Origin of the sequence: Streptomyces sp. R44 (assembly GCF_041053105.1) — a bacterium.
Classification (GTDB): domain Bacteria; phylum Actinomycetota; class Actinomycetes; order Streptomycetales; family Streptomycetaceae; genus Streptomyces.
Genome location: NZ_CP163444.1, coordinates 3,113,347 through 3,135,783 on the forward strand (window position 1 = coordinate 3,113,347; position 22,437 = coordinate 3,135,783).

The 22,437-nt window shown below is 72.5% G+C and carries 19 protein-coding genes; 4 read left to right on the top strand and 15 right to left on the bottom strand.

Going from position 1 to position 22,437, the window contains the following annotated elements:
• Positions 1-3: 3 nt before the first annotated feature.
• From kdpB to AB5J54_RS14395, 4 genes are read right to left on the bottom strand one after another with little or no spacing between them, the layout of a single operon-like run.
• On the bottom strand, positions 4-2,109 hold the full coding sequence (kdpB, locus tag AB5J54_RS14380) for a potassium-transporting ATPase subunit KdpB (RefSeq protein ID WP_369144309.1): 2,106 nt from the start codon (positions 2,107-2,109) through the stop codon (positions 4-6).
• Positions 2,106-3,770 (bottom strand): potassium-transporting ATPase subunit KdpA, encoded by a 1,665-nt coding sequence (gene kdpA, locus AB5J54_RS14385; protein ID WP_369144310.1) that lies wholly within the window; start codon positions 3,768-3,770, stop codon positions 2,106-2,108. Before kdpA ends, kdpB begins: the two co-directional genes overlap by 4 nt.
• An 8-nt stretch (positions 3,771-3,778) precedes the next feature.
• Positions 3,779-3,868: a K(+)-transporting ATPase subunit F gene (gene kdpF / locus AB5J54_RS14390; protein ID WP_033204243.1), complete on the bottom strand. Its 90-nt coding sequence runs from the start codon at positions 3,866-3,868 to the stop codon at positions 3,779-3,781.
• On the bottom strand, positions 3,865-4,020 hold the full coding sequence (locus AB5J54_RS14395) for a hypothetical protein (RefSeq protein WP_369144311.1): 156 nt from the start codon (positions 4,018-4,020) through the stop codon (positions 3,865-3,867). The genes kdpF and AB5J54_RS14395 overlap by 4 nt, the downstream gene beginning before the upstream one ends.
• 263 nt (positions 4,021-4,283) lie before the next feature.
• Here AB5J54_RS14395 and pucL point away from each other — a divergent pair, with 263 nt between their 5' ends.
• Positions 4,284-5,201, top strand: a complete 918-nt coding sequence (pucL, locus tag AB5J54_RS14400; protein ID WP_369144312.1) for a factor-independent urate hydroxylase — start codon at positions 4,284-4,286, stop codon at positions 5,199-5,201.
• A 9-nt stretch (positions 5,202-5,210) separates the two neighbouring features.
• On the opposite strand, the gene crcB (AB5J54_RS14405) is transcribed toward pucL, so the two are convergent.
• Positions 5,211-5,567, bottom strand: coding sequence for a fluoride efflux transporter CrcB (gene crcB, locus AB5J54_RS14405; RefSeq protein ID WP_369144313.1), 357 nt, complete (start codon positions 5,565-5,567; stop codon positions 5,211-5,213).
• A complete protein-coding gene (gene crcB / locus AB5J54_RS14410) occupies positions 5,564-5,980 on the bottom strand; it encodes a fluoride efflux transporter CrcB (protein ID WP_369144314.1) in 417 nt (138 codons plus the stop codon). The genes crcB (AB5J54_RS14405) and crcB (AB5J54_RS14410) overlap by 4 nt, the downstream gene beginning before the upstream one ends.
• A 399-nt stretch (positions 5,981-6,379) precedes the next feature.
• Here crcB (AB5J54_RS14410) and AB5J54_RS14415 point away from each other — a divergent pair, with 399 nt between their 5' ends.
• Positions 6,380-7,642, top strand: coding sequence for an IS701 family transposase (locus tag AB5J54_RS14415; RefSeq protein WP_369144315.1), 1,263 nt, complete (start codon positions 6,380-6,382; stop codon positions 7,640-7,642).
• Positions 7,643-7,655: 13 nt separating this feature from the next.
• Here AB5J54_RS14415 and AB5J54_RS14420 read toward each other — a convergent pair whose 3' ends face one another.
• The 4 genes from AB5J54_RS14420 to AB5J54_RS14435 form a co-directional block, all read right to left on the bottom strand.
• On the bottom strand, positions 7,656-9,671 hold the full coding sequence (locus AB5J54_RS14420; protein WP_369144316.1) for a helix-turn-helix domain-containing protein: 2,016 nt from the start codon (positions 9,669-9,671) through the stop codon (positions 7,656-7,658).
• A 146-nt stretch (positions 9,672-9,817) separates the two neighbouring features.
• On the bottom strand, positions 9,818-10,708 hold the full coding sequence (locus AB5J54_RS14425) for a BTAD domain-containing putative transcriptional regulator (protein ID WP_369144317.1): 891 nt from the start codon (positions 10,706-10,708) through the stop codon (positions 9,818-9,820).
• A 357-nt stretch (positions 10,709-11,065) separates the two neighbouring features.
• On the bottom strand, positions 11,066-11,524 hold the full coding sequence (locus AB5J54_RS14430; RefSeq protein ID WP_369144318.1) for a DUF1772 domain-containing protein: 459 nt from the start codon (positions 11,522-11,524) through the stop codon (positions 11,066-11,068).
• A 33-nt stretch (positions 11,525-11,557) separates the two neighbouring features.
• Positions 11,558-13,150, bottom strand: a complete 1,593-nt coding sequence (locus tag AB5J54_RS14435) for a von Willebrand factor type A domain-containing protein (protein WP_369144319.1) — start codon at positions 13,148-13,150, stop codon at positions 11,558-11,560.
• A gap of 215 nt (positions 13,151-13,365) precedes the next feature.
• Between AB5J54_RS14435 and AB5J54_RS14440 the strand changes: the two genes are divergently transcribed.
• Positions 13,366-14,085: a DNA-binding response regulator gene (locus tag AB5J54_RS14440; protein ID WP_369144320.1), complete on the top strand. Its 720-nt coding sequence runs from the start codon at positions 13,366-13,368 to the stop codon at positions 14,083-14,085.
• A 6-nt stretch (positions 14,086-14,091) separates the two neighbouring features.
• On the opposite strand, the gene AB5J54_RS14445 is transcribed toward AB5J54_RS14440, so the two are convergent.
• Together AB5J54_RS14445 and AB5J54_RS14450 are read right to left on the bottom strand one after the other, a co-directional pair.
• Entirely contained in the window at positions 14,092-14,955 is an 864-nt protein-coding gene (locus AB5J54_RS14445; protein ID WP_369144321.1) for an ABC transporter permease, read from the bottom strand.
• Positions 14,952-17,615, bottom strand: coding sequence for a CocE/NonD family hydrolase (locus AB5J54_RS14450; RefSeq protein ID WP_369144322.1), 2,664 nt, complete (start codon positions 17,613-17,615; stop codon positions 14,952-14,954). The genes AB5J54_RS14445 and AB5J54_RS14450 overlap by 4 nt, the downstream gene beginning before the upstream one ends.
• Positions 17,616-17,758: 143 nt before the next feature.
• On the opposite strand from AB5J54_RS14450, the gene AB5J54_RS14455 reads away from it, so the two are divergent.
• Entirely contained in the window at positions 17,759-18,181 is a 423-nt protein-coding gene (locus AB5J54_RS14455) for an N-acetyltransferase family protein (protein WP_369144323.1), read from the top strand.
• Positions 18,182-18,248: 67 nt separating this feature from the next.
• On the opposite strand, the gene mmsA is transcribed toward AB5J54_RS14455, so the two are convergent.
• From mmsA to iolB, 3 genes are read right to left on the bottom strand one after another with little or no spacing between them, the layout of a single operon-like run.
• The gene (gene mmsA, locus AB5J54_RS14460) at positions 18,249-19,751 is read right to left on the bottom strand and encodes a CoA-acylating methylmalonate-semialdehyde dehydrogenase (RefSeq protein WP_369144324.1); all 1,503 of its coding nucleotides are present in this window, start codon (positions 19,749-19,751) and stop codon (positions 18,249-18,251) included.
• A gap of 14 nt (positions 19,752-19,765) precedes the next feature.
• Positions 19,766-21,616 (bottom strand): 3D-(3,5/4)-trihydroxycyclohexane-1,2-dione acylhydrolase (decyclizing), encoded by a 1,851-nt coding sequence (iolD, locus tag AB5J54_RS14465; protein WP_369144325.1) that lies wholly within the window; start codon positions 21,614-21,616, stop codon positions 19,766-19,768.
• Complete coding sequence (gene iolB, locus AB5J54_RS14470) at positions 21,613-22,434, bottom strand: 5-deoxy-glucuronate isomerase (protein WP_369144326.1); 822 nt, start codon at positions 22,432-22,434, stop codon at positions 21,613-21,615. The genes iolD and iolB overlap by 4 nt, the downstream gene beginning before the upstream one ends.
• Between the last annotated feature and the right edge of the window lie 3 nt (positions 22,435-22,437).

A 22,437-nucleotide genomic window follows, 5' to 3' on the forward strand; every position in this document is an offset into this window, starting at 1 on the left:
TGATCAGCCGATTCCGGGGACGAGGGAGAGGAGGAGGTCGATGATCTTGATGCCGACGAACGGGGCGATCAGGCCGCCGAGGCCGTAGATCCCGAGGTTGCGTCGCAGCATCGAGTCGGCGCTGGAGGGCCGGTAGCGCACGCCCCTGAGGGCGAGCGGGACCAGGGCCACGATGATCAGCGCGTTGAAGACGACGGCGGAGAGGATCGCGGACTCCGGCGAGGCCAGGCCCATGACGTTGAGCCTGTCGAGCGACGGGTAGGCGACGGCGAACATCGCGGGGATGATCGCGAAGTACTTCGCGACGTCGTTGGCGATCGAGAAGGTCGTCAACGCACCGCGGGTGATGAGGAGTTGCTTGCCGATCTCGACGATCTCGATGAGCTTGGTCGGGTTGGAGTCGAGGTCGACCATGTTGCCGGCCTCCTTCGCGGCCGACGTGCCCGTGTTCATCGCGACACCGACGTCGGCCTGTGCGAGCGCGGGCGCGTCGTTCGTGCCGTCACCGGTCATCGCGACGAGCTTGCCGCCGGCCTGCTCGCGCTTGATGAGGGCCATCTTGTCCTCGGGCGTGGCCTCGGCGAGGAAGTCGTCGACACCCGCCTCCTCGGCGATCGCCTTCGCGGTCAGCGGGTTGTCACCCGTGATCATGACCGTCCTGATGCCCATGCGGCGCAGCTCGTCGAACCGCTCCCGCATGCCCTCCTTCACCACGTCCTTCAGGTGGACGACACCGAGGACCCGAGCCCCGTCAGCGTCCTCCACCGCCACAAGCAGTGGCGTGCCACCAGCCTGCGCAATGGCGTCGGTGAGTTCCCGGGCGTCCTGGGTGACCTCGCCACCGCGTTCCTCCACCCATGCCACGACCGAACCGGTCGCTCCCTTGCGGACCTTGCGCCCGTCCACGTCCACGCCCGACATGCGGGTCTGGGCGGTGAAGGCGACCCACTCCGCGCCCGCCAGCTCGCCCCGGTGACGCTCGCGCAGGCCGTACTTCTCCTTGGCGAGGACGACGATCGAGCGGCCCTCGGGCGTCTCGTCGGCGAGCGAGGACAGCTGGGCGGCGTCGGCGACCTCGGCGGCCGTCGTCCCGGAGGCCGGGACGAACTCGGAGGCCTGCCGGTTGCCGAGCGTGATGGTGCCCGTCTTGTCGAGCAGCAGGGTCGACACGTCGCCGGCGGCTTCGACCGCCCGGCCGGACATCGCGAGCACGTTGCGCTGCACGAGCCGGTCCATGCCGGCGATGCCGATCGCGGAGAGCAGCGCCCCGATCGTGGTCGGGATCAGACAGACCAGCAGGGCCGTCAGCACGATCATCGAGGTCTGCTTGTCGGCGCCCGCGTAGATCGCGAACGGCTTCAGGGTGACGACGGCGAGCAGGAAGACGATCGTCAGCGAGGCGAGGAGGATGTTGAGCGCGATCTCGTTCGGCGTCTTCTGCCGTGCCGCGCCCTCGACCAGGTTGATCATCCGGTCGATGAACGTCTCGCCCGGCTTCGTCGTGATCTTGATGACGACCCGGTCCGAGAGCACCTTCGTACCGCCGGTGACCGCGCACCGGTCGCCGCCGGACTCGCGGATGACGGGGGCGGACTCGCCGGTGATCGCCGACTCGTCGACGCTCGCGACGCCCTCGACGACGTCACCGTCGCCGGGGATGATGTCGCCGGCCTCGCAGACCACCAGGTCACCGATCTTCAGCTCGGTGCCGGGGACGCGCTCCTCGTTCGTGCCGGTGATCCGGCGGGCGACGGTGTCCGTCTTGGCCTTGCGCAGGGTGTCGGCCTGGGCCTTGCCCCGGCCCTCGGCGACCGCCTCCGCCAGGTTGGCGAAGATCGTGGTCAGCCACAGCCAGGCGGTGATCGCCCAGCCGAACCAGTCCCCCGGGTTCATCACCGCGAGCACGGTGGTGACCACCGAGCCGACCAGAACCACGAACATGACCGGCGACTTGACCATCACCCGCGGGTCGAGCTTCCTGACCGCGTCGGGGAAGGACGTGACCAGCTGCTTCGGGTCGAACAGCCCGCCGCCGACGCGTCCGGTCCCGGCGGGCCTTCCGGTGGAATCCCCCGCCTGCGGGGGCCGGGTGGGAGTGAGGGTGCTCATGCTGCGAGTCCTTCGGCGAGCGGGCCAAGGGCGAGGGCCGGGAAGTAGGTGAGACCGGCGATGATCACGATCGTGCCGAGCAGGAGACCGGTGAACAGCGGCTTCTCCGTCCGCAGCGTGCCCGCCGTCTCCGGTACGGGCGTCTGCTCGGCCAGCGAACCGGCCAGCGCGAGCACGAACACCATCGGCAGGAACCGGCCGAGGAGCATCGCGAGGCCGATCGTGGTGTTGAACCACTGGGTGTCGGCGTTCAGACCCGCGAAGGCGGAGCCGTTGTTGTTGGCGCCCGAGGTGTAGGCGTAGAGGATCTCGGAGAAGCCGTGCGCGCCGGAGTTGGTCATCGAGTCCGCCGGCGTCGGCAGGGCCATGGCCAGGGCGGTGAAGCAGAGCACGAGGGCCGGGGTGACGAGGATGTAGCAGGCCGCGAACGTGATCTCGCGGGTGCCGATCTTCTTGCCGAGGTACTCGGGCGTGCGGCCGACCATCAGACCGGCGATGAACACCGCGATGACCGCCATGATCAGCATGCCGTACAGGCCGGAGCCGACACCGCCCGGCGCGATCTCGCCGAGCTGCATGCCCAGCATCGTGATCCCGCCGCCGAAGCCCGTGTACGAGGAGTGGAAGGAGTTCACCGCACCCGTCGACGTCAGCGTCGTCGCCACCGCGAAGATCGACGAGCCGCCGATCCCGAACCGGGTCTCCTTGCCCTCCATCGCCCCGCCGGCGAGGTCGAAGGCCGGGCCGTGGTGAGCGAACTCGGTCCACATCATCAGCGCGGTGAACCCGACCCAGATGGCCGTCATCGTGCCGAGGATCGCGTACCCCTGCTTCAGCGAGCCGACCATCCGGCCGAAGGTCCGCGTCAGCGCGTACGGGATGACGAGGATCAGGTAGATCTCGAAGAGGTTGGAGAGGCCGTTGGGGTTCTCGAAGGGGTGGGCCGAGTTGGCGTTGAAGTAGCCGCCGCCGTTCGTGCCCAGCTCCTTGATGACCTCCTGCGAGGCCACCGCCCCACCGTTCCACTGCTGCGTACCGCCCGTGAACCGGCCGACCTCGTGGATCCCGGAGAAGTTCTGGATCGCACCGCAGGCCACCAGCACCAGGGCGCCCACGACCGCGATCGGCAGCAGGATCCGCACCGTCCCCCGGACCAGGTCGGCCCAGAAGTTGCCCAGTTCACCGGTACGGGACCGGGCGAAGCCCCGGACAAGCGCCACCGCCACGGCGATCCCCACCGCCGCCGACACGAAGTTCTGCACCGCCAGACCGCCGGTCTGCACGACGTGGCCCATGGCCTGCTCGCCGTAGTACGACTGCCAGTTGGTGTTGGCCACGAACGAAGCGGCCGTGTTGAACGCCTGGTCCGGGTCGATCGACACGAAGCCCAGCGAACCGGGCAGGGAACCCTGCACCCGCTGCAGCAGATACAGGAACAGCACACTCACGGCGGAGAAGGCCAGAACCCCGCGCAGGTAGGCCGGCCAGCGCATCTCCACGTTCGGATCCGCACCGATCGCCCGGTAGATCCACTTCTCCGGCTTCAGGTGCTTCTCCGAGGAGTACACCTTCGCCATGTAGTCGCCAAGCGGTCGGTACGACAGGCCCAGGGCGACGATCAACGCCAGAAGCTGGAGGACTCCAGCGAGAACGGGACTCATCTGGAACCTCAGAACCTCTCCGGCTTGACGAGGGCGAGGACGAGATAGCCCAGCAGGGCGGCCGCGACCAGCAGACCGACGATGTTCTCGGCACTCACAGCTTGGCCACCCCCTTGGCGATGAAGGCCACCAGCGCGAAGACCGCGATCGTGGTGACGACGAAGGCCACGTCGGCCATCGTGAGCTCCCGGATGCAGGAAGAAGGAAGAACGGATTCTCGGACCAGATGAGGAAAACGCGTTTCGGCCACCTCGCCGCCGCCGTTGACGTGCCCCTAACGCCGCGAATGCCCGTCTTGACGCTTCCTCTACGCGAAGCCCTCCCCATTGCCAGCCACCGGGAACGGACATATCTTCGAGCCGACACCTACGGACCGGGATGCTCGTCAGTCCCGGGGCGGTCCGCCGTTCACGGACCGGACGGCGGGGAGCGGACTCCAGGGACGACGGAGGGCGCTGGACGCCGGGCGTACGGGATATCCGTATCCACGTACCCGCAGGAGCTGAGCAGCACATGAGCAAGCACGTCCTCGCCCAGAACCAGTACGGCAAGGCCGAGAACCGCATCGTCACGGTCACCCGCAAGGGCAGCGACGACGCGTGGCACGAGATCCGCGACCTGAACGTGTCGGTGGCCCTGCGCGGCGAGTACCGCGACGTCCATCTGACCGGCGACAACGGCAACTGCCTGCCGACCGACACCACCAAGAACACGGTCTACGCCTTCGCCAAGGAGCACGGCGTCGCCTCCCCCGAGGCCTTCGGCATCCACCTCGCCCGGCACTTCGTGTCCTCCCAGGCCGTGATCCACGAGGCGCAGATCCGGATCGAGGAGTACGCCTGGGAGCGGATCTCGGTGCCGAGCCGCAAGGAGCAGCACTCCTTCGCGCGCAAGGGCCAGGAGGTCCGCACCGCGCAGATCACGTACTCGGAGACCACCGGCCTCCAGGTCCTGTCGGGCCTGAAGGAGCTGACCGTCATGAACTCGACGAACTCCGAGTTCCACGGCTTCATCAAGGACGAGTACACGACGCTCCAGGAGGCCTACGACCGGATCCTGGCGACGAAGGTGACGGCCCGCTGGGCGAACTCGGCCTCGGCGGCCGCCGACGCGGAGCACGACTGGGACGCCTCGTACGCGAAGGTGCGGCGCCACATGCTGGAGGCGTTCGCGGAGACGTACAGCTACTCGCTGCAGCAGACCCTGCACGCGATGGCGGACCGGGTCCTCGACCATGTCTCCACGGTCAACGAGGTCCGGCTCAACCTGCCGAACAAGCACCACTTCCTGGTGGACCTGGAGCCGTTCGGCCTGAAGAACGACAACGAGGTGTACTTCGCGGCCGACCGGATGTACGGCCTGATCGAGGGCACGATCCACCGCCAGGGCGTCCAGCCGGTGATCGCGACCAGCGACTGGATCACCGCCTGAGCCGGCAGGTCAGCCGAGCCCGGCCGCCGTCTCCACTCCCAGCCATACGGCTCCGAGTCCGGCGGCCAGGCTCCCCGCCACGTTGAGCGCCGCGTAGCCCTTCGCCCCGTTCTCGTACAGCCGGAACGTCTCGTACGAGAAGGTGGAGTACGTGGTGAGGGCGCCGCACAGGCCCGTGCCGAGCAGCAGGTGGGCCTGCGCGGAGGTGACGCCGGTCAGCAGTCCGAGGACGAACGAGCCCGCGACGTTGACGGCGAAGGTGCCCCACGGGAAGACCGAGCCGTGGCGTGCCTGGACCGCGCGGTCGGTGAGATAGCGCAGGGGTGCGCCGACGGCGGCCCCGGCCACGACGAGCAGCCAGTTCACGCGTGCCGCCTCCCTCTCCGGACGAGCAGCCGGGCGGCGGTGACGCCCGCCACGACGGCGGCGAGGGCGGTGAGCAGGGTCCCGCCCAGATAGAGGAGGCCTCGCGTCGGGTCGCCCGCGCTCAACAGGCGCTGGGTGTCGAGGCTGTACGTCGAGAAGGTGGTGAACCCGCCGCAGAAGCCGGTGCCGAGGAAGGGCCGGAGCAGCGGGTGCGGGGCGGTCGTGGTCTCGGTGAGGAGGACCATGAGGACGCCGAGCACCGCGCAGCCGGACGCGTTGACGGTGAGGACCGTCCAGGGGAAGGCGCCGTCGGGCGTGGGCCAGGCGAGCGAGGCGCCGTAGCGTGCGGACGCGCCGAGGGCTCCGCCGGCGGCGATCACCGCGACGACCGGCAGTTCCCTCCGCAGCGCCATGCGCCCAAGGTTAAGGGGCTGCCCGGGCGGTGGACGCGCGAGGCGAGGCGCACAGGCGCGGTCCCCGGCCTGGGGCATTAACCGGGGTCCGGCCCGTGCAGCCTCGCTCTGCGATGGTCCGGCCACGCCGTGCGACGGGTCAAAGCGGGGCCGGCGAGTCTGTCAGATCCCCCCGCGGGGTATCGCCCGGCTGTTTCCGGGGTATCCGGGGAGCCCATGCCGGGGGTCCGTGACCGGGTGGTGACGGGGTGTCTGACCTGCGCGGACGGAGGGGGAGGTGGTCCGGCCACCATCCGGAATCCATTTCGGGTGCCGGGTACACCTCGTCCCGGTGGGCGGGGGCGGGCGAGGGTGGTGGAGCAGCGGGAGGGAGCTGCGCAACCTTCGGGCAGGAGTGTCGTGAGTACATCCGTCGCAACCAAGCGCAGGGCCGCCACCGGGGCCGTCGCCCCGGCCGTGCCCCTGGGCGTCGTCAGGTCCTCCGGCGGCGCGGCCGATTCGCGCGAGGACGTCTACGCCGAGCTGTGTGCCGCGCTGTTCTCCGGCTTCCCGCGCCGCGACCAGCGGCTGAAGGCCGAGCAGTACCTGCACGGTCTGCTCACGGCGCAGGGCCGCAAGTCGATCCGGAACATCGCCGCGCAGATCGGCGGTCCCGCGGCCGAGCAGAGCCTGCACCACTTCGTGTCCAGCTCCACCTGGGACTGGCAGCCCATGCGGGCCGCGCTCGCCAAGTACCTGGAGCGGAACAGCTGCCCGCAGGCGTGGGTGGTGCGGCCGATGCCGATCCCGAAGGCCGGGGAGCACTCGGTGGGCGTGGACCGCCGGTTCGACCCGGAGCGCGGGCAGGTCTTCCACGGTCAGCAGGCGTTCGGGGTGTGGTTCGCGAGCGACGAGCTGAGCGTGCCCGTCAACTGGCGGCTGTTCCTGCCGGATCCCTGGGTGAACGACCGTACGCGGCGCGACCGCGCGGAGGTTCCGCAGGAGGCCGGCGAGGAGACCCTTGAGGAGTGCGCGGTCGCGGCGGCGCTGGACACCGCCCGCTGGACCGACGTCACCCGCAAGCCGGTGCTGCTCGACATCCGGGGCGGTGCGGGGCGGGCGGCCCTGACGCGGCTCGCCGGGGCGGGCGTGCCGGTGGTGGCCCGGATCAACCCGGGTTCGCGGCTCGCGATCGCCGACCGTTCCCTTCCGGGCTTCGGCGCGGGTCCGCTGTCCGCCGTGCAGATCCTGGAGTCGCTCAAGGGGCTGCGCAGGCCGGTCAGCTGGGTGGACACGGTGGCGGGGGCGCGGACCTCGCGGACCTCGCTCGCGACGGCCGTGCGGGTCGCGCTTCCCACGCCGGGCGGGGAGCGGATGCGTCCGCTGGTGCTGCTCGGCGAGTGGGACGACCCGCGGCGGGCCCCGGCCCGGGTGTGGATCAGCGATCTGACGAACTCCCCGGTCGGGTCGCTGGTGCGGATCACGAAGCTCGCCCGCCGGGTGGAGCGGGACTTCACGGAGGTCGGCGAGGGCGCGGGGCTGCGGGACTTCGTGGGCCGTTCGTTCCGCGGCTGGCACCGTCACATCACGCTGGCATCGGCGGCCCACGCGGCGACGGTCATGGCCGGCGGCTGGGACGCGGCGTACGACACGGGCTACACCTCGCGGCGCTCGGCGAGCTGAGGACCGGGGCGGGTCAGTTGGGTCCCGCGGGTCCTGCCGGTCCCGCGGGGCCGCGGCCGCGGGCCAGGACCTCCCGGGTGCGCTGGAGGCGCAGCGCCAGCTGGACCTCCAGGACCTGGCCGGGCTTCTGCCATTCCGGGCCGAGGAGTTCCCCGATGCGTTCCAGGCGGCGGGAGACCGTGTTGGGGTGGACGTGGAGCGCCTCGGCCGCGTTCGTGGGGCTGCCGCCGGAGGCGAAGTACGCCTCCAGGGTGTGGGTGAGGTCGGTGAACCGCTCGGCGTCGTAGTCGAGTACGGGCCCGATCGCGGCCTCGACGAAGCCGTCGACGTCGTTGTCGTCGGAGAGCAGCAGGCCGAGGAAGCCGAGGTCCTGCACGGAGGCCGCGGACCCGGTGCCGCCGAGGGCGCTCATGGCGTCCAGGCAGCGGCCGGCCTCCTGGTGCATGCGTCCGACGCCGTCCGGGCTCTGGGCGGGTCCCGCGGCGGCGACGGAGACGGGGTGCCCGAGCAGCGGGGACAGTTCGGCGGCGACGGCCTTGGCGGCGGCCGAGGCGTCGATGCCGGGGAGCAGCAGCACGATGCAGCCGCCCTGCACGGTCTTGAGGCCGGAGAGGCGGTACGCGTACGAGGACGCCCAGACGACCGCCCGGCCCTGTTCGCCGCCCTCGGGCCGGGCGAGCACGAGGACGTGCGGCTTGCGCAGCTCGACGCCGAGGCGGCGGGCGCGCTGGGCTATCTGCTGCGGGGCGTGCGGCGGGTCGGCGATGAGGTCGTCGAGGAGTTCGTCGCGGACGGGTCCTTCGGCGACGGCCGTGGAGCGGCGCATGAGGAGGAGGAAGGCGACGGACTGGGCGGCGAGTTCGAGGAGGCGTTCGTCCTCGCCGGTGAGGCCGCCGGCGGCGCGGATGACGAGGCCGCCGAGGTCCTCGGAGCCCGCGATGACGGGAGCGACCCAGGTGTCGTCGGCGGCGAGGACCGGGCGGCGGCGGGCGTGGGCGTCGAGGGAGGCCTTGGCGACGGCCTCCTCGTCGAGGCCGGGGATGTCTCCGGCGGTGGCGAGGGTGCGGCCGCCGGGGTCGCGGATCAGCACGGTGGCGTCGAGGGCGTCGGCGGCCGCCTTGGCCACGTTGCACAGGTCGCCGCCGGCGAGGACCAGGTTCATGATGCGGCCGTGGGCCTCGCTGACGTGCCGCATCCGGGTGAGGCTGGTGCGGACCCGGGAGCTGTCCCGCTCCAGCTCGGAGACCTCGGCGCGGGTGCGGTCGAGGAGGCCGGCCTTCTCGACGGCGAGGGCGGCGAGGTCGGCGAGCCCGGCGAGGAGCGCGATCTCGTCCGGGGTGTGGTGGCGGACGTGCCGGTCCGCGCCGTAGAGGGCGCCGATGACGGTGTCGCCGCTGCGCAGCGGCGCGGCCACGATGGCGTGGAGTCCCTCGGCGCGCAGGGCGGATTCGGCGGCCTCGTCGAAGGCCGGGGCGTGGACGCCGGCGTCGAGGGAGCCGGAGGGGGCGAAGCGCTCGTCGGCGAGGTAGTCGGCGGTCCAGACGGGTTCGCCGTGGAGCTGGACGGCGCCGCCGAGTCCGTACCCCTCGGCGATCCGGAGTCCGGGGGTGAGGCGGGGGCCGGGGCCGGTCGCGGCGCGGGAGCCTTCGGTGGTGTGGACGTAGCAGGCGCCGTGCGGGCCGCGCAGGGTGACATAGGCGAGGTCGAGGCCGAGGAGCCGCCGGGCGCGGCGGGTGATGACCCGCAGCAGGCTGTCGAGGTCGTAGGAGAGGGTGAGGTCGCGGGCGGTGTCGGTGAGGGTGGCGAGTCCGGCCTCGCGGCGGGCGTCGCGGGCGCGTGCGGCGCGGACCTCGCCGGCGAGTTCCACGGCCCGCTCCAGGCGGTGGAGTTCAGGGCCGGTCAGTCCGGTCTCCCGGGCCTCGTCGAGGAGGGTGTCGAAGCCGGCGGGCGGGGCCTGCCGGGCGAGCAGTTCGAGGACCGTGAGCAGCGCGTCGGCACCACCGGCTCCGTCCGCGCCGTGCGAGGTCATGGCCCTACTCCCGTAGTTGAGCGATAAATCGGGCACCTGGGGGGAAACCCGCATTGCTCGCCGAAAGTAATTCGGCTTCGGGAGTCGGTCAACGGTGAGTTGCCGCACTTCATTCCCCGAGGCGGTGCTGTCGTCCTGTCGGGCGGTCAGCCGACGGAGCCCGCGGGGACGAGCCGGGTGCGCGCGGGGTCGTACGGCGCCGTGGCGTACTGGGCGGGGGCGTACGGCGCGGGGCGGCCGGGGACGTACTGCGCGGGGATCCGGGGCGGGTACACGGGGCGGCCGGCGGTGTCCCGCACGGCGAGGACCGAGCGCTGGAGCCGGCGGAGCCGCGCGGAGGGTTCCATGCCGCTCTCGCCCCTGAGGTTCATGCGCAGCCGCTCGTACACGACGAGGGCCTCGTCGTGCTGTCCGCAGCGGAGCAGGGCGACCATGAGGTGGGCGTGGAGGGGCTCGTTGGTGCGGTAGCGGGCGACGAGTCCGGTGAGTTCGGAGACGAGCTCGACGTGCCGGCCGAGGCCCAGCTGGGCTTCCATCCACTGGTCGAGGACGCTGAGCCGGGAGGTTTCGAGGCGCTCGATCTCCCTGCGGAGCCGGGGTCCCGCGGCCACGCCCGCGTAGGGTTCACCGCGCCACAGGGCGAGGGCCTCGCCGAGGCGGAGCGCGGCCCGGGACAGGTCGCCGGCCTCCATGGCCCGGTAGCCGGCGCCGGCGGCGCGCTCGAACTGCCAGACGTCGTTGGGGCCGCCGCCGGTGTCGAGCCGGTAGCCGCCGGGCTGGGAGACGAGGATCGCGTCGGCGCTGCGCCGGTCCGACCAGCCGGGGCGCGGCTCCGTCGGCTCGGTGTCCCGCAGGGCGGCCGCGATGAGGCTCCGCAGCTCGGCTATGTGCGCCTGGAGTTCGGCGCGGGCGCCGCGCGGCGCGCCGGACGGCCACAGCTCCTCGGTCAGGACCGTCACGGGGACGACCTGGTCGGCGCTGGCCGTGAGCAGGGCGAGCAGCTGCCGGGGTGCGGCCGCCGTCGGGGTGATGGACACCCCGTTCTCACGTACCGACAGTCCCCCCAGAATCCGGACGTCCACCTTGCCCCCTCATGCCTCGCGGTGCCTGCGCGCGGGTTGACTCCCGACTGATTAGAAAAGACCCCCGTAGGCATGTCAATAAGAAACCGGAGGGTACGGAATGGCACCCCCGGATATCGTGGTGATTCACCCCGTTCGTCCGTATTTCTAGGAGTCAGGTTTTCGTCACTGGCGCAGATCTTGTGCATGGCGAAAGGCTGTTTCAGGACTCGGGGGTACGGTTTCCCAGGGTCCTTGCCGATGCCGGGAGGGCCGACACGCGCGAGTTCACGCCAGAAACCGGCGGCCGGGTACGGTTCCGCAGGGGGGTCTCTACGGCACCGCGGCGGCGGTGAGCAGTCCGAAGGCGAGGACGATCAGGGCCGTGCGGACGCGGTGGAAGCCGTTCCAGCGCTTCTCGAAGGCGGCGCGCACCGCCGCGGGCTCGTCCTGGGACGCGGCGAGCGCGTTGTTGAGCGGGACGTTCCCGCCGACGGTCACCGCGTGGTTGAGGACCGCGCAGACGAGCCCCGCGAGGACGAGCCACTTCTGGGTGTCCGTCCGCCCGTCCTGGGGGACGAGGAACGCGGCGGCGGGGAAGGCGATCACGCCGAGGAAGACCGTGAGGAACACGGGCCTCGGCACGTACTCGTTGATCCGGCGCATCGCCGTGACGAACTCCGGGTCCGTCAGCCGGGCGAGCGCGGGCATGATCCCGGTCTGGAAGATGAGCAGGAAGCCGGCGTAGAGCCCGGTGCTTCCGACGGCGAGGGCGAGCAGCAGGGTGGCCATGCGGCCATTCTCGCCCGCTGCCCGCCCCACACGTCAGCTGTACGGGTCACCCGACCTCAACTCGCCCTCCCCGGAGGGGTTCTCACCCTCCCGGGGAGGGAGCAGCGCGGACGCCCGGCGGATGGCGTCGGCCAGCTCGCGGACCACCGCGGAACCCGAGCGGTCGGCGATCGCCCCGGCGCGGTGCGTGAGCTCCGGGAGGCCCGGCGCGCCCGGCAGGTCGCCACCGCGCAGGGCGTCCGCGAAGTAGGCGGCGATCGCCGTGAGTTGCAGGCTGTCGTGGCCCTCGCCCCAGATGTCGCCGGTCAGCGCGGCCGTCCCGACCGTGCCGGAGCGCTCGTGCGGGGCCCGGGTCCGCGGGTCGAGCCAGCGGACCGTCGCGGTGGCGACCGCCCCCGTGGTCCCGGGCCGGGTCTTCACCGCGTAGAGCGCGGTGACCGTGTGGCCGGCCCCGACCTCGCCGCCGTCCACCCGGTCGTTCCGGAAGTCCTCGTCGGCGACCTCCCGGTTCTCGTAGCCGATGAGCCGGAACCTCTCGACGGTCCGCCGGTCGAAGGCGACCTGCGCCTTGGCGTCGCGGGCGCGCAGCTCGACATGGGCGGGCAGCTGGTCGACGAAGACCTTGCGGGCCTGCGCCGAGTTGGCGACGTACGTCGTCTGCCCGTCGCCCTTGTCGGCGAGCCGCTCCATGAAGTCGTCGCCGTACTCGCTGCCGACGCCGACGCCGAAGAGGGTGATCCCGTACGTCCTGCGCTCCTCGTCGATGCGCTTGAGGATCGATTCGGCCTCGGTGTCACCGGAGTTGGCGAGCGCGTCGGAGAGCAGCACCACCCGGTTGGTGGCGCCCTCGCGGTGGCCGGCGACGGCGACGTCGTAACCGGTGCGGACGCCCGCCTCCACATTGGTGGAGTTGCTCGTCGCGAGCGCGTCGACGGCCTCGCGGATCCGGCCGCGGGCGTCCCCGACGCGGGTCATGGGCAGCCGGGTCTCGGCCTCGTCGCTGAAGGTGACGAGCGCGATCGAGTCGTCGTCGCGCAACTGGTCGGCCAGCAGCCCGAGGGACTCCTTGACCAGGTCGAGCCGGCCCGGCTCGCCCATCGAGCCGGAGACGTCGACGACGAAGGTGAGGGCCGCGGGCGGGCGTTCGGCCTCGCGGTCGGCGCCCCGGGTGGCGAGCCCGACGCGGACCAGGGACCAGCCGTCCCGCCCGGCGCGGGCCCCGTCGAGGGTCACACTGAAACCGTCGTCCTTCGGGCGCTCGTAGTCGGGGCGGAAGCTGTTGACGAACTCCTCGGGGCGCACGGTCGCCGGGTCGGGCAGCCGCCCCTCGGCGAGAGTGCGGCGGGCGTAGCCGTACGAGGCGGTGTCCACGTCGAGCGCGAAGGTGGACAGGTAGTCGGGGGCGGGCGTCGGCGGGCGCTGCTCGCCCTCACGGGGCGCGGCGGTGCGGCCGTCGGGGGCGGCGGCGCCGCCCTTGGGCGCCCGCGCGCCCGCCCGGTCGCTGCTGCTTCCGCCGCCGCTCGCGGAGCAGCCGGCGGCGGCGAGGCCGGCCGCGAGCAGCGCCGCGACCACGGCCGGGAACCGGGTCCGGTGGCGCCGGGCGGCCGGCCTGTCGTGTCGTTCCATCTCATCTCCCCCTCTTCGTCGGGCACTTGTGAATGTGACGAACGAGAGGCCCGCTCGGAGCAGTCGAAGGAGTTGCGGATGGATCTCGATGCGGCAACGGCGACACGGGTGAAGCCGGGTGGCATAGATTCGCCATCCTTTTCAACAGGGGTTGTCACCGTGTGCAGTCGCATGCGTACATGGAGTGGACATCGATCGGGCGGGGGTGGTGAGCGGTGGCAGAGAGCGCGGGCTCCGTGATGCTCGCCCGTTCGGCGATGAACCGGGCCGCGACCGAGGGACAGCGGCCCGCCGGGCGGCCGGTCCGGGGCGCGCGGCGCATCAGTGCCGCGCTCGCCGGGCTGGCCGCCTCCACCCGGCACGAGTTGCTGACCTTCGACGACCCGGTCGCGTCCGCGGGCTTCGCGATCCCCGAGCCGTTCCTGGAGCTGGCGGGAGCGTGCATGCGGGCCGCGGCGGAGCGGGCCGAGGAGGTCAGACGGATCGTCCCCCGGCATGCGCTGCCCCGGCTCGAAGGGGGGCTCCGGATCCCCGGCCGGGCCCGCCTCGCGGAGGCCATCCCGTTCAAGATGATCCTCGTCGACCGGACGGTCGCCGCGGTCCCGCTCGATCTGGAGCTGCTCTACAACGGGCTGTTGCTCATCCGGGACCCGGTCGTGGTGCAGGCCCTCGTCCGGGCCCATCACGCCTGCTGGGCGGCGGCCGAGGACCTGACGTACGCGGTGCCGCCCCCGCCACCGCCCCGTGATCTGCCGCACCAGCTGCGGCCGGTGCTCGACGCCCTCCTGTCGGGGGTCACGGACGAGACGGCGGCCGCCCGGCTCGGCATGTCCGCGCGGACCTACAGCCGCAGGGTGGGCGAGCTGATGGCGGCCCTGGGCACGACGAGCCGCTTCCGCGCGGGCGCGGAAGCGGCTCGGAGGGGGTGGTTGTGAGACCGGTTACGACACGATGTCCTTGCGGGCGAAGCCGCGGAAGGCGAGCGCGAAGAGGACCAGGGCGTACGTGAGGGAGATCGCCGTGCCCTTCACCATGCCGCCCCACTCCAGCTGGGGCTGGAGCGCGTCGATCCAGGCGAACTGCCAGTGCGCGGGCAGGAAGTCGCGCCAGTCGCCGAGCGCCGTGACGGCGTCCAGGACGTTGCCGACGATGGTCAGGCCGACGGCGCCGCCCACCGCGCCGAGCGGGGCGTCGGTGCGGGTGGACAGCCAGAAGGCGAGGCCGGCGGTGACCAGTTGGGAGGCGAAGACGAAGACGACGGCGATCCCGAGCCGCACCACGGCGTCCCCGGCGGGGATCGAACCGCCGGTGGGCAGCTGGAGCGGACCCCAGCCGTAGGCGACCGTGCCCGCCGCGAGGGCCACGAGCGGGAGGAGGACCATCGCGGCCGCGCTGTAGGCGAGGGCCACCGCCAGCTTGGAGGCGAGGAGCCGGGAGCGCGGGACGGGCGCGGCGAGCAGATACCGCAGGGAGGACCAGCTCGCCTCGGAGGCGACCGTGTCCCCGCAGAACAGTGCCACCGGAATGACGAGGAGGAAGCCGGCCGAGACGAAGAGGCAGGTCGCCGCGAAGTTGGCGCCGGAGGCCGTCGCCGTGTCCATCAGGGTGATGCGGCCGTTGCGGTCGCCGTCGGAGCCGCCGATCGCGAAGGCCGCGATCAGGACGAAGGGCAGGGCGGCGAGGATGGCGCCCATGACCATGGTCCGCCGGCGCTTCCACTGGCGGAGGGCCTCGACGCGCAGGGGCAGGGTGCGTCCGGGCCGGTAGCCGGGGGCACTCGTCGACAGGGTGGCCGTGGCGGTCACGCGGCTCCTCCGATCAGGGTGAGGAAGGCGTCCTCCAGACGCCGGTGGGGGCCGACGCCGGTGAGCGGGACGTCCAGGCGGACGAGTTCGCCGATCAGGGCGGTCGGTTCGAGGCCGTCGAGGCGGACCAGGAGGCCGCCGTCGGCGCGGGCGGCGGAGCCGACGCCCGGCAGGGCGCCGATCTTCTCGACCAGCGCGTCGGGGACGGTCTCGTCGAGGGTGACGAGCAGGGTGTCGCCGGAGCCGGTGATCTCGGCGACCGGTCCGGCCTGCACGAGCTGCCCCCGGTCCATGACGACCAGATGGGTGCAGGACTGTTCGACCTCGGCGAGGAGGTGGCTGGAGACGATGACGGTCCGGCCGCCGGCCGCGTACCGGATCATCACCTCGCGCATCTCGCGGATCTGCGGCGGGTCGAGGCCGTTGGTCGGCTCGTCGAGGATCAGCAGGTCGGGCAGGCCCAGCATGGCCTGGGCGAGGGCGAGGCGCTGCCGCATGCCCTGCGAGTAGGTGCGGACGGCCCGTTCGAGGGCGCCGCCCAGGTTCGCGATCCGCAGGGCCTCGTCGACGTGGGCGTCCTCGGCGGGGCGTCCGGTGGCCTTCCAGTACAGGTCCAGGTTCTCCCGGCCCGAGAGGTGCGGCAGGAAGCCCGCGCCCTCGACGAAGGCGCCGACGCGGGAGAGGACCGGGGCGCCGGGCCTGATGGCCTGGCCGAAGACCCGGATCTCGCCCTCGTCGGGGGTGATGAGGCCCATCAGCATGCGCAGGGTGGTGGTCTTGCCCGCGCCGTTCGGGCCGAGGAGGCCGAGGACCTGGCCCTGTTCGACGCGGAAGGAGAGGTCGCGGACGCTGTACCGGTCGCCGCCCTTGTACTTCTTCGACAGGGCGGTGATCTGGAGCGGTACGGCGGCCAGGTCGGGGTCCGGCGCGGGGGCGGTCGTCCGGCGGCGGGCCGTGAGCAGCAGGGCGGCGGCAGCGGCGAGGCCGAGGAGCGGCAGGCCCCACACCCACCAGGGCAGGGCGGCGGCCTGAGTGGCGAGGCCGGGCGCGGTGGGCACGGTGAGCGGGCCCTCGACGGCGACGGTATAGCCGGCGGGGACCGTCGGGGAGGCGTAGCCGAGGTCGGTGGCGGCGACGACGAGCCGCAGCCGGTGCCCGGCCTCCACCTCGTGGTCGATCGCGGGCAGCGTCAGCGTGACGCTCTTCCCGGCCTTGGCGCCCTCGACGCGGACGGGGGTGACGAGCTGGGCGGGCAGCACCTGCTGCCGTCCGTCGGGCCCCACGTCGTACACCTTGGCGAAGAGGACGGCGGAGCCGTCGGCGGCGGTGGAGGTGACCTTGACGCGGACGGTCGGCGTGCCGGTGATCCGCATCGCCTCGGTCCCCGGCTTCGCGTCGAAGCGGGCGTGCTGGCCGGGGAAGTCGAGGGAGAGGCCGACGCCCAGGGAGGAGAGTCCGGTGAGTCCGCCGCCGAGGCCGGGGACGGCGGAGACGGCGGGCGGTGCGGCGCCCGGCGGGTTGGTGAAGGTCTGCGGCGGCCCGCCGAGGGCGAGGCGCGTGGGGCCGGAGGTGAGCCCGGGGTAGCGGTCGGCGGTCGCGGCGCGCAGGGTGGCCTGTCCGTCGGTGGAGTCGACGCCGCCGGTGCGGCTGACCCGGAAGGCGGGGCCGGTGTCGACGGCGGTGTCGCGCTTCAGCCAGCGGTCGAACCAGGTGCTGACGCGCTGTTCGACGCGCTCGGTCTCGCGGTCGCCGCCGTCGTGGCCGCCGGCGATCCAGTCGACGGCGACGGGCGCGCCGTTGGCCGTGAGGGTGCGGGCCATGGCGTCGGACTGGGCGAGGGTGAAGAGGGAGTCGGACTGACCCTGGACGAGGAGCGCGGGCACCTTGACGCGGGCGCCGACGGCGGAGGGGCTGCGGGCTTCGAGGACGGCGCGGGCGGCCGCGTCGGGCTTCCCCGCGACGGCGACGCGCTGGTAGAGGGAGCAGAGCTCGGCGGTGAACCGGCCGCAGGAGGCGCCCTTGCCCGGGGAGGCGGCCTTGCCCGGGGAGCCGGCCTCGGTCGGGGAGCCGGCCGAGAAGAAGATCCCGGCCCAGAGCTTCTTGAAGACGCCGTTCGGGAAGAGGGCGTCGGCGAGGTTCCAGTAGGTGATCTGCGGGGCGATCGCGTCGACGCGCGGGTCGTGGCCGGCGGCGAGCAGGGAGATCGCGCCGCCGTAGGAGGCGCCGGTGACGCCGACGCGCGGGTCGCCGGGCCTGTCGAGGAGGACCTCGGGGCGGGCGGCGAGCCAGTCGATCAGCTTCGAGACGTCCTTGACCTCGTGGGCGGGGTCGTTGAGGCCGATCTCCCCGGTGGAGGCGCCGAAGCCGCGGGCGGACCAGGTGAGGACGGCGTAGCCGTCGCGGGCGAGGCCCTCGGCCTGGGCGCGGACGTCGTCCTTGGAGCCGCCGAAGCCGTGGCCGAGGAGGACGGCGGGCCGTCGGCCGTCGCCCGCGCCGGTGAAGTACGAGGTGTCGAGCCGTACCCCGTCGACGTCGAGCATCCGGTCCGCGCGGTGCACGGGCGGCGGGTCGTCCTGGGCGACGGCGGTCCAGGTGCCGGCGCCCGCGAGGACGGCGAGCGCTGCGGTGACCGCGGCCCACCGGGGAAGTCGGAGTCGCATGGTGTCGAGCCTAGGTGGCCGGGCCGCACGGCACGGGTGACCACGGACGGAAATCGGCGGCCTCCTCAGGTCGTACGCAGTACGGTCCGCGTACAGCAGGCGCGGTACGCGCGCACACGGGCGCGCGGACAGAAGGAGACGGCGTGGAGATCCGGCGGGCGACGACGGTGGCCGAACTGCTGGCGGCGGAGCACCTGTACGACAGCCCGCCCCGGGAGGAATGGGCGGCCCGCTTCCTGGCGGCGCCCGGCCATCTCCTGCTGATCGCGTACGCGGAGGACGGCTTCCCGGCCGGGTTCGTCTCCGGCATCGAGATGCACCACCCCGACAAGGGCACGGAGATGTGCCTGTACGAGTTGTCGGTGGACGAGTCCCACCGGCGGCGCGGGATCGGGCGGGCGTTGTCGGAGGCCCTGGTGGCGGAGGCGCGGGCGCGCGGCTGTTACGGCGCCTGGGTCGGTGTGGACACGGACAACGCCCCCGCTCTGGCCACCTACCGTTCGGCGGGGGCGGTCGACGAGGGCGTGTTCACGATGCGCGGCTGGCCGCTGGGCGAGGACGACTGACACGGGGAAGGCCCCCGGGGTGTGCTGTCCAGCACCCCGGGGGCCGTTCGAGGGCCTGCGGGTCCCGTCAGTGGTTGCGCGGGAAGCCCAGGTCGACGCCCGCGGGGGCCTCGGACGGGTCCGGCCAGCGGGTGGTGACGACCTTGCCGCGGGTGTAGAAGTGCACGCCGTCGTTGCCGTAGATGTGGTGGTCGCCGAAGAGCGAGTCCTTCCAGCCGCCGAAGGAGTGGTAGCCCACCGGCACCGGGATCGGCACGTTCACGCCGACCATGCCGGCCTCGACCTCCAGCTGGAAGCGGCGGGCGGCGCCGCCGTCGCGGGTGAAGATCGCGGTGCCGTTGCCGAACGGCGAGGCGTTGATGAGGGCCAGGCCCTCCTCGTACGACTCGGCGCGCAGCACGCAGAGCACCGGGCCGAAGATCTCGTCCTGGTAGGCCTTGGCCGAGGTCGGGACGTGGTCCAGGAGGGACAGGCCGATCCAGTGGCCGTTCTCGTGGCCGTCGACGGTGTAGCCGGTGCCGTCGAGGACGACCTCGCAGCCCTCGTCCGCCGCGCCCTTCACGTAGGAGGCGACCTTGTCGCGGTGGACGGCCGTGATGAGCGGGCCCATCTCGGAGGTCGGGTCGGTGCCGGGACCGATCTTGATCTTCTCGGCGCGCTCGCGGATCTTCTGCACCAGCTCGTCGCCGATGGCGCCGACCGCGACGACGGCGGAGATCGCCATGCAGCGCTCGCCGGCGGAGCCGTAGGCCGCGGAGACGGCCGCGTCGGCGGCGGCGTCGAGGTCGGCGTCCGGGAGGACCAGCATGTGGTTCTTCGCGCCGCCGAGCGCCTGGACGCGCTTGCCGTTGGCGGAGGCGGTGGTGTGGATGTAGCGGGCGATCGGGGTGGAGCCGACGAAGGAGATCGCGGAGACGTCCGGGTGCTCCAGGAGGCGGTCGACGGCCACCTTGTCGCCGTGCAGGACGTTGAAGACGCCGTCGGGGAGGCCCGCCTCGGCGAGCAGCTCGGCGATCTTCAGGGACGGCGAGGGGTCCTTCTCGCTGGGCTTGAGGATGAAGGTGTTGCCGGTCGCGATGGCGATCGGGAACATCCACATCGGCACCATGGCCGGGAAGTTGAAGGGCGTGATGCCGGCGACGACGCCGACGGGCTGGCGGATGGAGGCCACGTCCACGCGGTTGGAGACCTGGGTGGACAGCTCGCCCTTGAGCTGGGTGGTGATGCCGCAGGCCAGGTCGACGATCTCCAGGCCGCGGGCGACCTCGCCGAGCGCGTCGGAGTGGACCTTGCCGTGCTCGGCGACGATCAGCTCGGCGATCGCGTCGCGGTTGGCGTCGAGCAGCGCGCGGAACTTGAAGAGGATCGTGGTGCGCTGGGCGAGCGAGGAGGTGCCCCAGGTCGCGAAGGCGTCCTTCGCGGCGGCGACGGCGGCGTCGACCTCGTCGACGGAGGCGAGCGCGACCTTGGTGGTGACGGCGCCGGTGGCCGGGTCGGTGACCGGGCCCCAGTTGCCCGACGTGCCCTCGACGGTCTTGCCACCGATCCAGTGGTGGACGGTCTTCGTCATGACGAGTTACTCCTTCAGAGATGGCGGCGTCGGGCGGTGACGTGCCGGTCGTACTCCTCGCGGGCCTTGACCGCCGACGGGCGGGTCGACGTCTCGGCCACGGGCACATCCCACCACGCCTGGGCCGGGGGCGGGCCCGACACACTGTCTGCCGTTTCGGTCTCGACGTAGACACATGTGGGATCCGTGGCCGCCCGCGCGTCCGCGAGGGCTTCCCGCAGGTCACGCACGGTGCGGGGGCGCAGGACCCGCAGGCCGAGGGAGGCGGCGTTGGCGCCGAGGTCGACGGGGAGCGGCGGTCCGGTGAAGCTGCCGTCCGCCGCCCGGTGGCGGTAGTCGGTGCCGTACCGCTCGGCGCCGACGGCCTCGGAGAGCCCGCCGATGGAGGCGTACCCGTGGTTCTGCAGAATCACCAGTTTCAGTGGGAGCCGTTCCTGCACGGCGGTGACGATTTCGGTGGGATTCATCAAGTATGTACCGTCGCCGACGAGCGCCCAGACGGGCCGGCCGGGCGCGGCGAGGAGGACGCCGATCGCGGCGGGGATCTCGTAGCCCATGCAGGAGTACCCGTACTCGACGTGGTACTGGTCCCGGGAGCGGGTCCGCCAGAGCTTGTGCAGGTCGCCGGGGAGCGAGCCGGCGGCGTTGATCAGGATGTCGCTCGGGTCGACCAGAGTGTCGAGTACGCCGAGGACCTGGGTCTGGGTGGGGCGGGCGTCCTCGTCGGGGACGGCGTACGCGGCGTCGGTCCGCTCCTGCCAGGCGGCCTTCGAGGGGAACCAGTCGGCCCGGGTCCGCCGGTGGGCGCCGAGCGCCTCGGTGAGCGCGGTGAGGCCCTCTCGGGCGTCGGCGACGAGGGGCAGCGCGGCCTGTTTGTGGGCGTCGAAGCCGGTGATGTTGAGGTTGAGGAAGCGGGTGTCGGGGCGGAAGAGGGTGCCGGACGCGGTGGTGAAGTCGGTGTGGCGGGTGCCGACGCCGATGATCAGGTCGCCGGTGCGCGCGAGGGTGTTCGCGGTGTCGGTGCCGGTGTGGCCGATGCCGCCGACCTCGCAGGGGTGGTCGTACGGGAGGACGCCCTTGCCGGCCTGGGTGGTGGCGACGGGCAGGCCGGTGCGCTCGGCGAACGCGCGCAGCGCGTCCTCGGCGCCGCTGTACCTCACTCCGCCGCCCGCGATGATCAGCGGTCGTTTCGCCGTCCGCACGGCGTGGACGGCGGCGTCGAGCTCGTCCGTGTCGGGGCGGGGGCGGCGGACGGGCCAGGTGCGCTCGGCGAAGAACTCCTCGGGCCAGTCGTACGCCTCGGCCTGGACGTCCTGGGGCAGGGCGAGGGTCACGGCGCCGGTCTCGACGGGGTCGGCGAGCACCCGTACGGCGGCGAGGGCGGCCGGGATGAGGGCGTCGGGGCGGGTCACCCGGTCGAAGTACTTCGAGACCGGGCGGAGGCAGTCGTTGACGGACACGTCGCCCGCGTACGGGACCTGGAGCTGCTGCAGGACGGGGTCGGCGGGGCGGCCGGCGAAGGTGTCGCCGGGCAGCAGCAGCACGGGGAGGTGGTTGATGGTGGCGAGGGCGGCGCCGGTGACGAGGTTGGTGGCGCCGGGGCCGATGGAGGTGGTGACGGCGTGCGCGGAGAGCCGGTTGCTCTGGCGGGCGTAGCCGACGGCGGCGTGCACCATGGCCTGCTCGTTGCGGCCCTGGTGGAAGGGCATGCCCTCCTCCTCGACCAGCGCCTGCCCGATCCCGGCGACGTTCCCGTGGCCGAAGATGCCCCAGGTGGCGGTGATCAGCCGCCGGCGGACGCCGTCGCGCTCGGTGTGCTGGGCGGCGAGGAAGCGGACGAGGGCCTGCGCGACGGTGAGTCTCATGCGTATCCCTCCGTGTGGTCCGGGTGGAAGCAGATCCTCCACTCCCTTTCGGGGCCCGGACCCGCCATGACGTTGAGGTAGTAGAGGTCGTGCCCCGGCTGGGCGATCGAGGGCCCGTGCCAGCCGTCGGGGACGAGGACCGCGTCGCCGCCCCGGACCTCGGAGAGGAGCTCGGCGCCGCCCGGCCGGGAGGGCGAGATCCGCTGGTAGGCGAGGCCGTGGGGGCCGGCGATCTCGTAGTAGTAGATCTCCTCCAGGACGGACTCGGTGCCCGGGCGGTGCTCGTCGTGCTTGTGCGGCGGGTAGGAGGACCAGTTCCCGCCGGGCGTGACGACCTCGACGGCGATGAGCCGGTCGCAGTCGAAGGCGTCGGCCGAGGCGAAGTTCCGCACGCTGCGGGCGCGGTTTCCGCTGCCGCGGGTCTCGACGGGAACCTCCGGCGCGGGGCCGTAGCGGGCGGGGAGTCGTCGCTCGCACTTCGCTCCTGCCAAAGCGAAGCGGCCTCCCGCGCCGGAGGCGATCTGGGCGTGGGCGTCGCGGGGTACGTAGGCGAAGTCGGTCACCCCGTCGAACACGCTCGTGCGGCCCAGGAGTTCGAGGATCTCGCCGTCGACGCGCACGCTACAGGCACCGGAGAGGGGAAGCACGACCCATTCGGAATCCCCGCTCTCGAAGGAGTGGATCTCCCCCGGTCCGAGGGCGAGGACGCGCAGGGCGGAGTACGTCCATCCGGCCCGTTCGGGGTCGACGGAGACGGCGTACGGGCCGTGGGCGGCAGTCCCGGCGGGGAGGTGGAGGGAGGAGGGAGCGGGGTTCATGGA

What these genes read in the sequence shown, in the direction of transcription:
- kdpB (WP_369144309.1), bottom strand. Translation starts at nt 2,109, where the DNA reads ATGAGCACCCTCACTCCCACCCGGCCCCCGCAGGCGGGGGATTCCACC.
- kdpA (WP_369144310.1), bottom strand. Translation starts at nt 3,770, where the DNA reads ATGAGTCCCGTTCTCGCTGGAGTCCTCCAGCTTCTGGCGTTGATCGTC.
- pucL (WP_369144312.1), top strand. Translation starts at nt 4,284, where the DNA reads ATGAGCAAGCACGTCCTCGCCCAGAACCAGTACGGCAAGGCCGAGAAC.
- crcB (WP_369144314.1), bottom strand. Translation starts at nt 5,980, where the DNA reads ATGGCGCTGCGGAGGGAACTGCCGGTCGTCGCGGTGATCGCCGCCGGC.
- AB5J54_RS14420 (WP_369144316.1), bottom strand. Translation starts at nt 9,671, where the DNA reads ATGACCTCGCACGGCGCGGACGGAGCCGGTGGTGCCGACGCGCTGCTC.
- AB5J54_RS14430 (WP_369144318.1), bottom strand. Translation starts at nt 11,524, where the DNA reads ATGGCCACCCTGCTGCTCGCCCTCGCCGTCGGAAGCACCGGGCTCTAC.
- AB5J54_RS14435 (WP_369144319.1), bottom strand. Translation starts at nt 13,150, where the DNA reads ATGGAACGACACGACAGGCCGGCCGCCCGGCGCCACCGGACCCGGTTC.
- AB5J54_RS14450 (WP_369144322.1), bottom strand. Translation starts at nt 17,615, where the DNA reads ATGCGACTCCGACTTCCCCGGTGGGCCGCGGTCACCGCAGCGCTCGCC.
- mmsA (WP_369144324.1), bottom strand. Translation starts at nt 19,751, where the DNA reads ATGACGAAGACCGTCCACCACTGGATCGGTGGCAAGACCGTCGAGGGC.
- iolD (WP_369144325.1), bottom strand. Translation starts at nt 21,616, where the DNA reads ATGAGACTCACCGTCGCGCAGGCCCTCGTCCGCTTCCTCGCCGCCCAG.
- iolB (WP_369144326.1), bottom strand. Translation starts at nt 22,434, where the DNA reads ATGAACCCCGCTCCCTCCTCCCTCCACCTCCCCGCCGGGACTGCCGCC.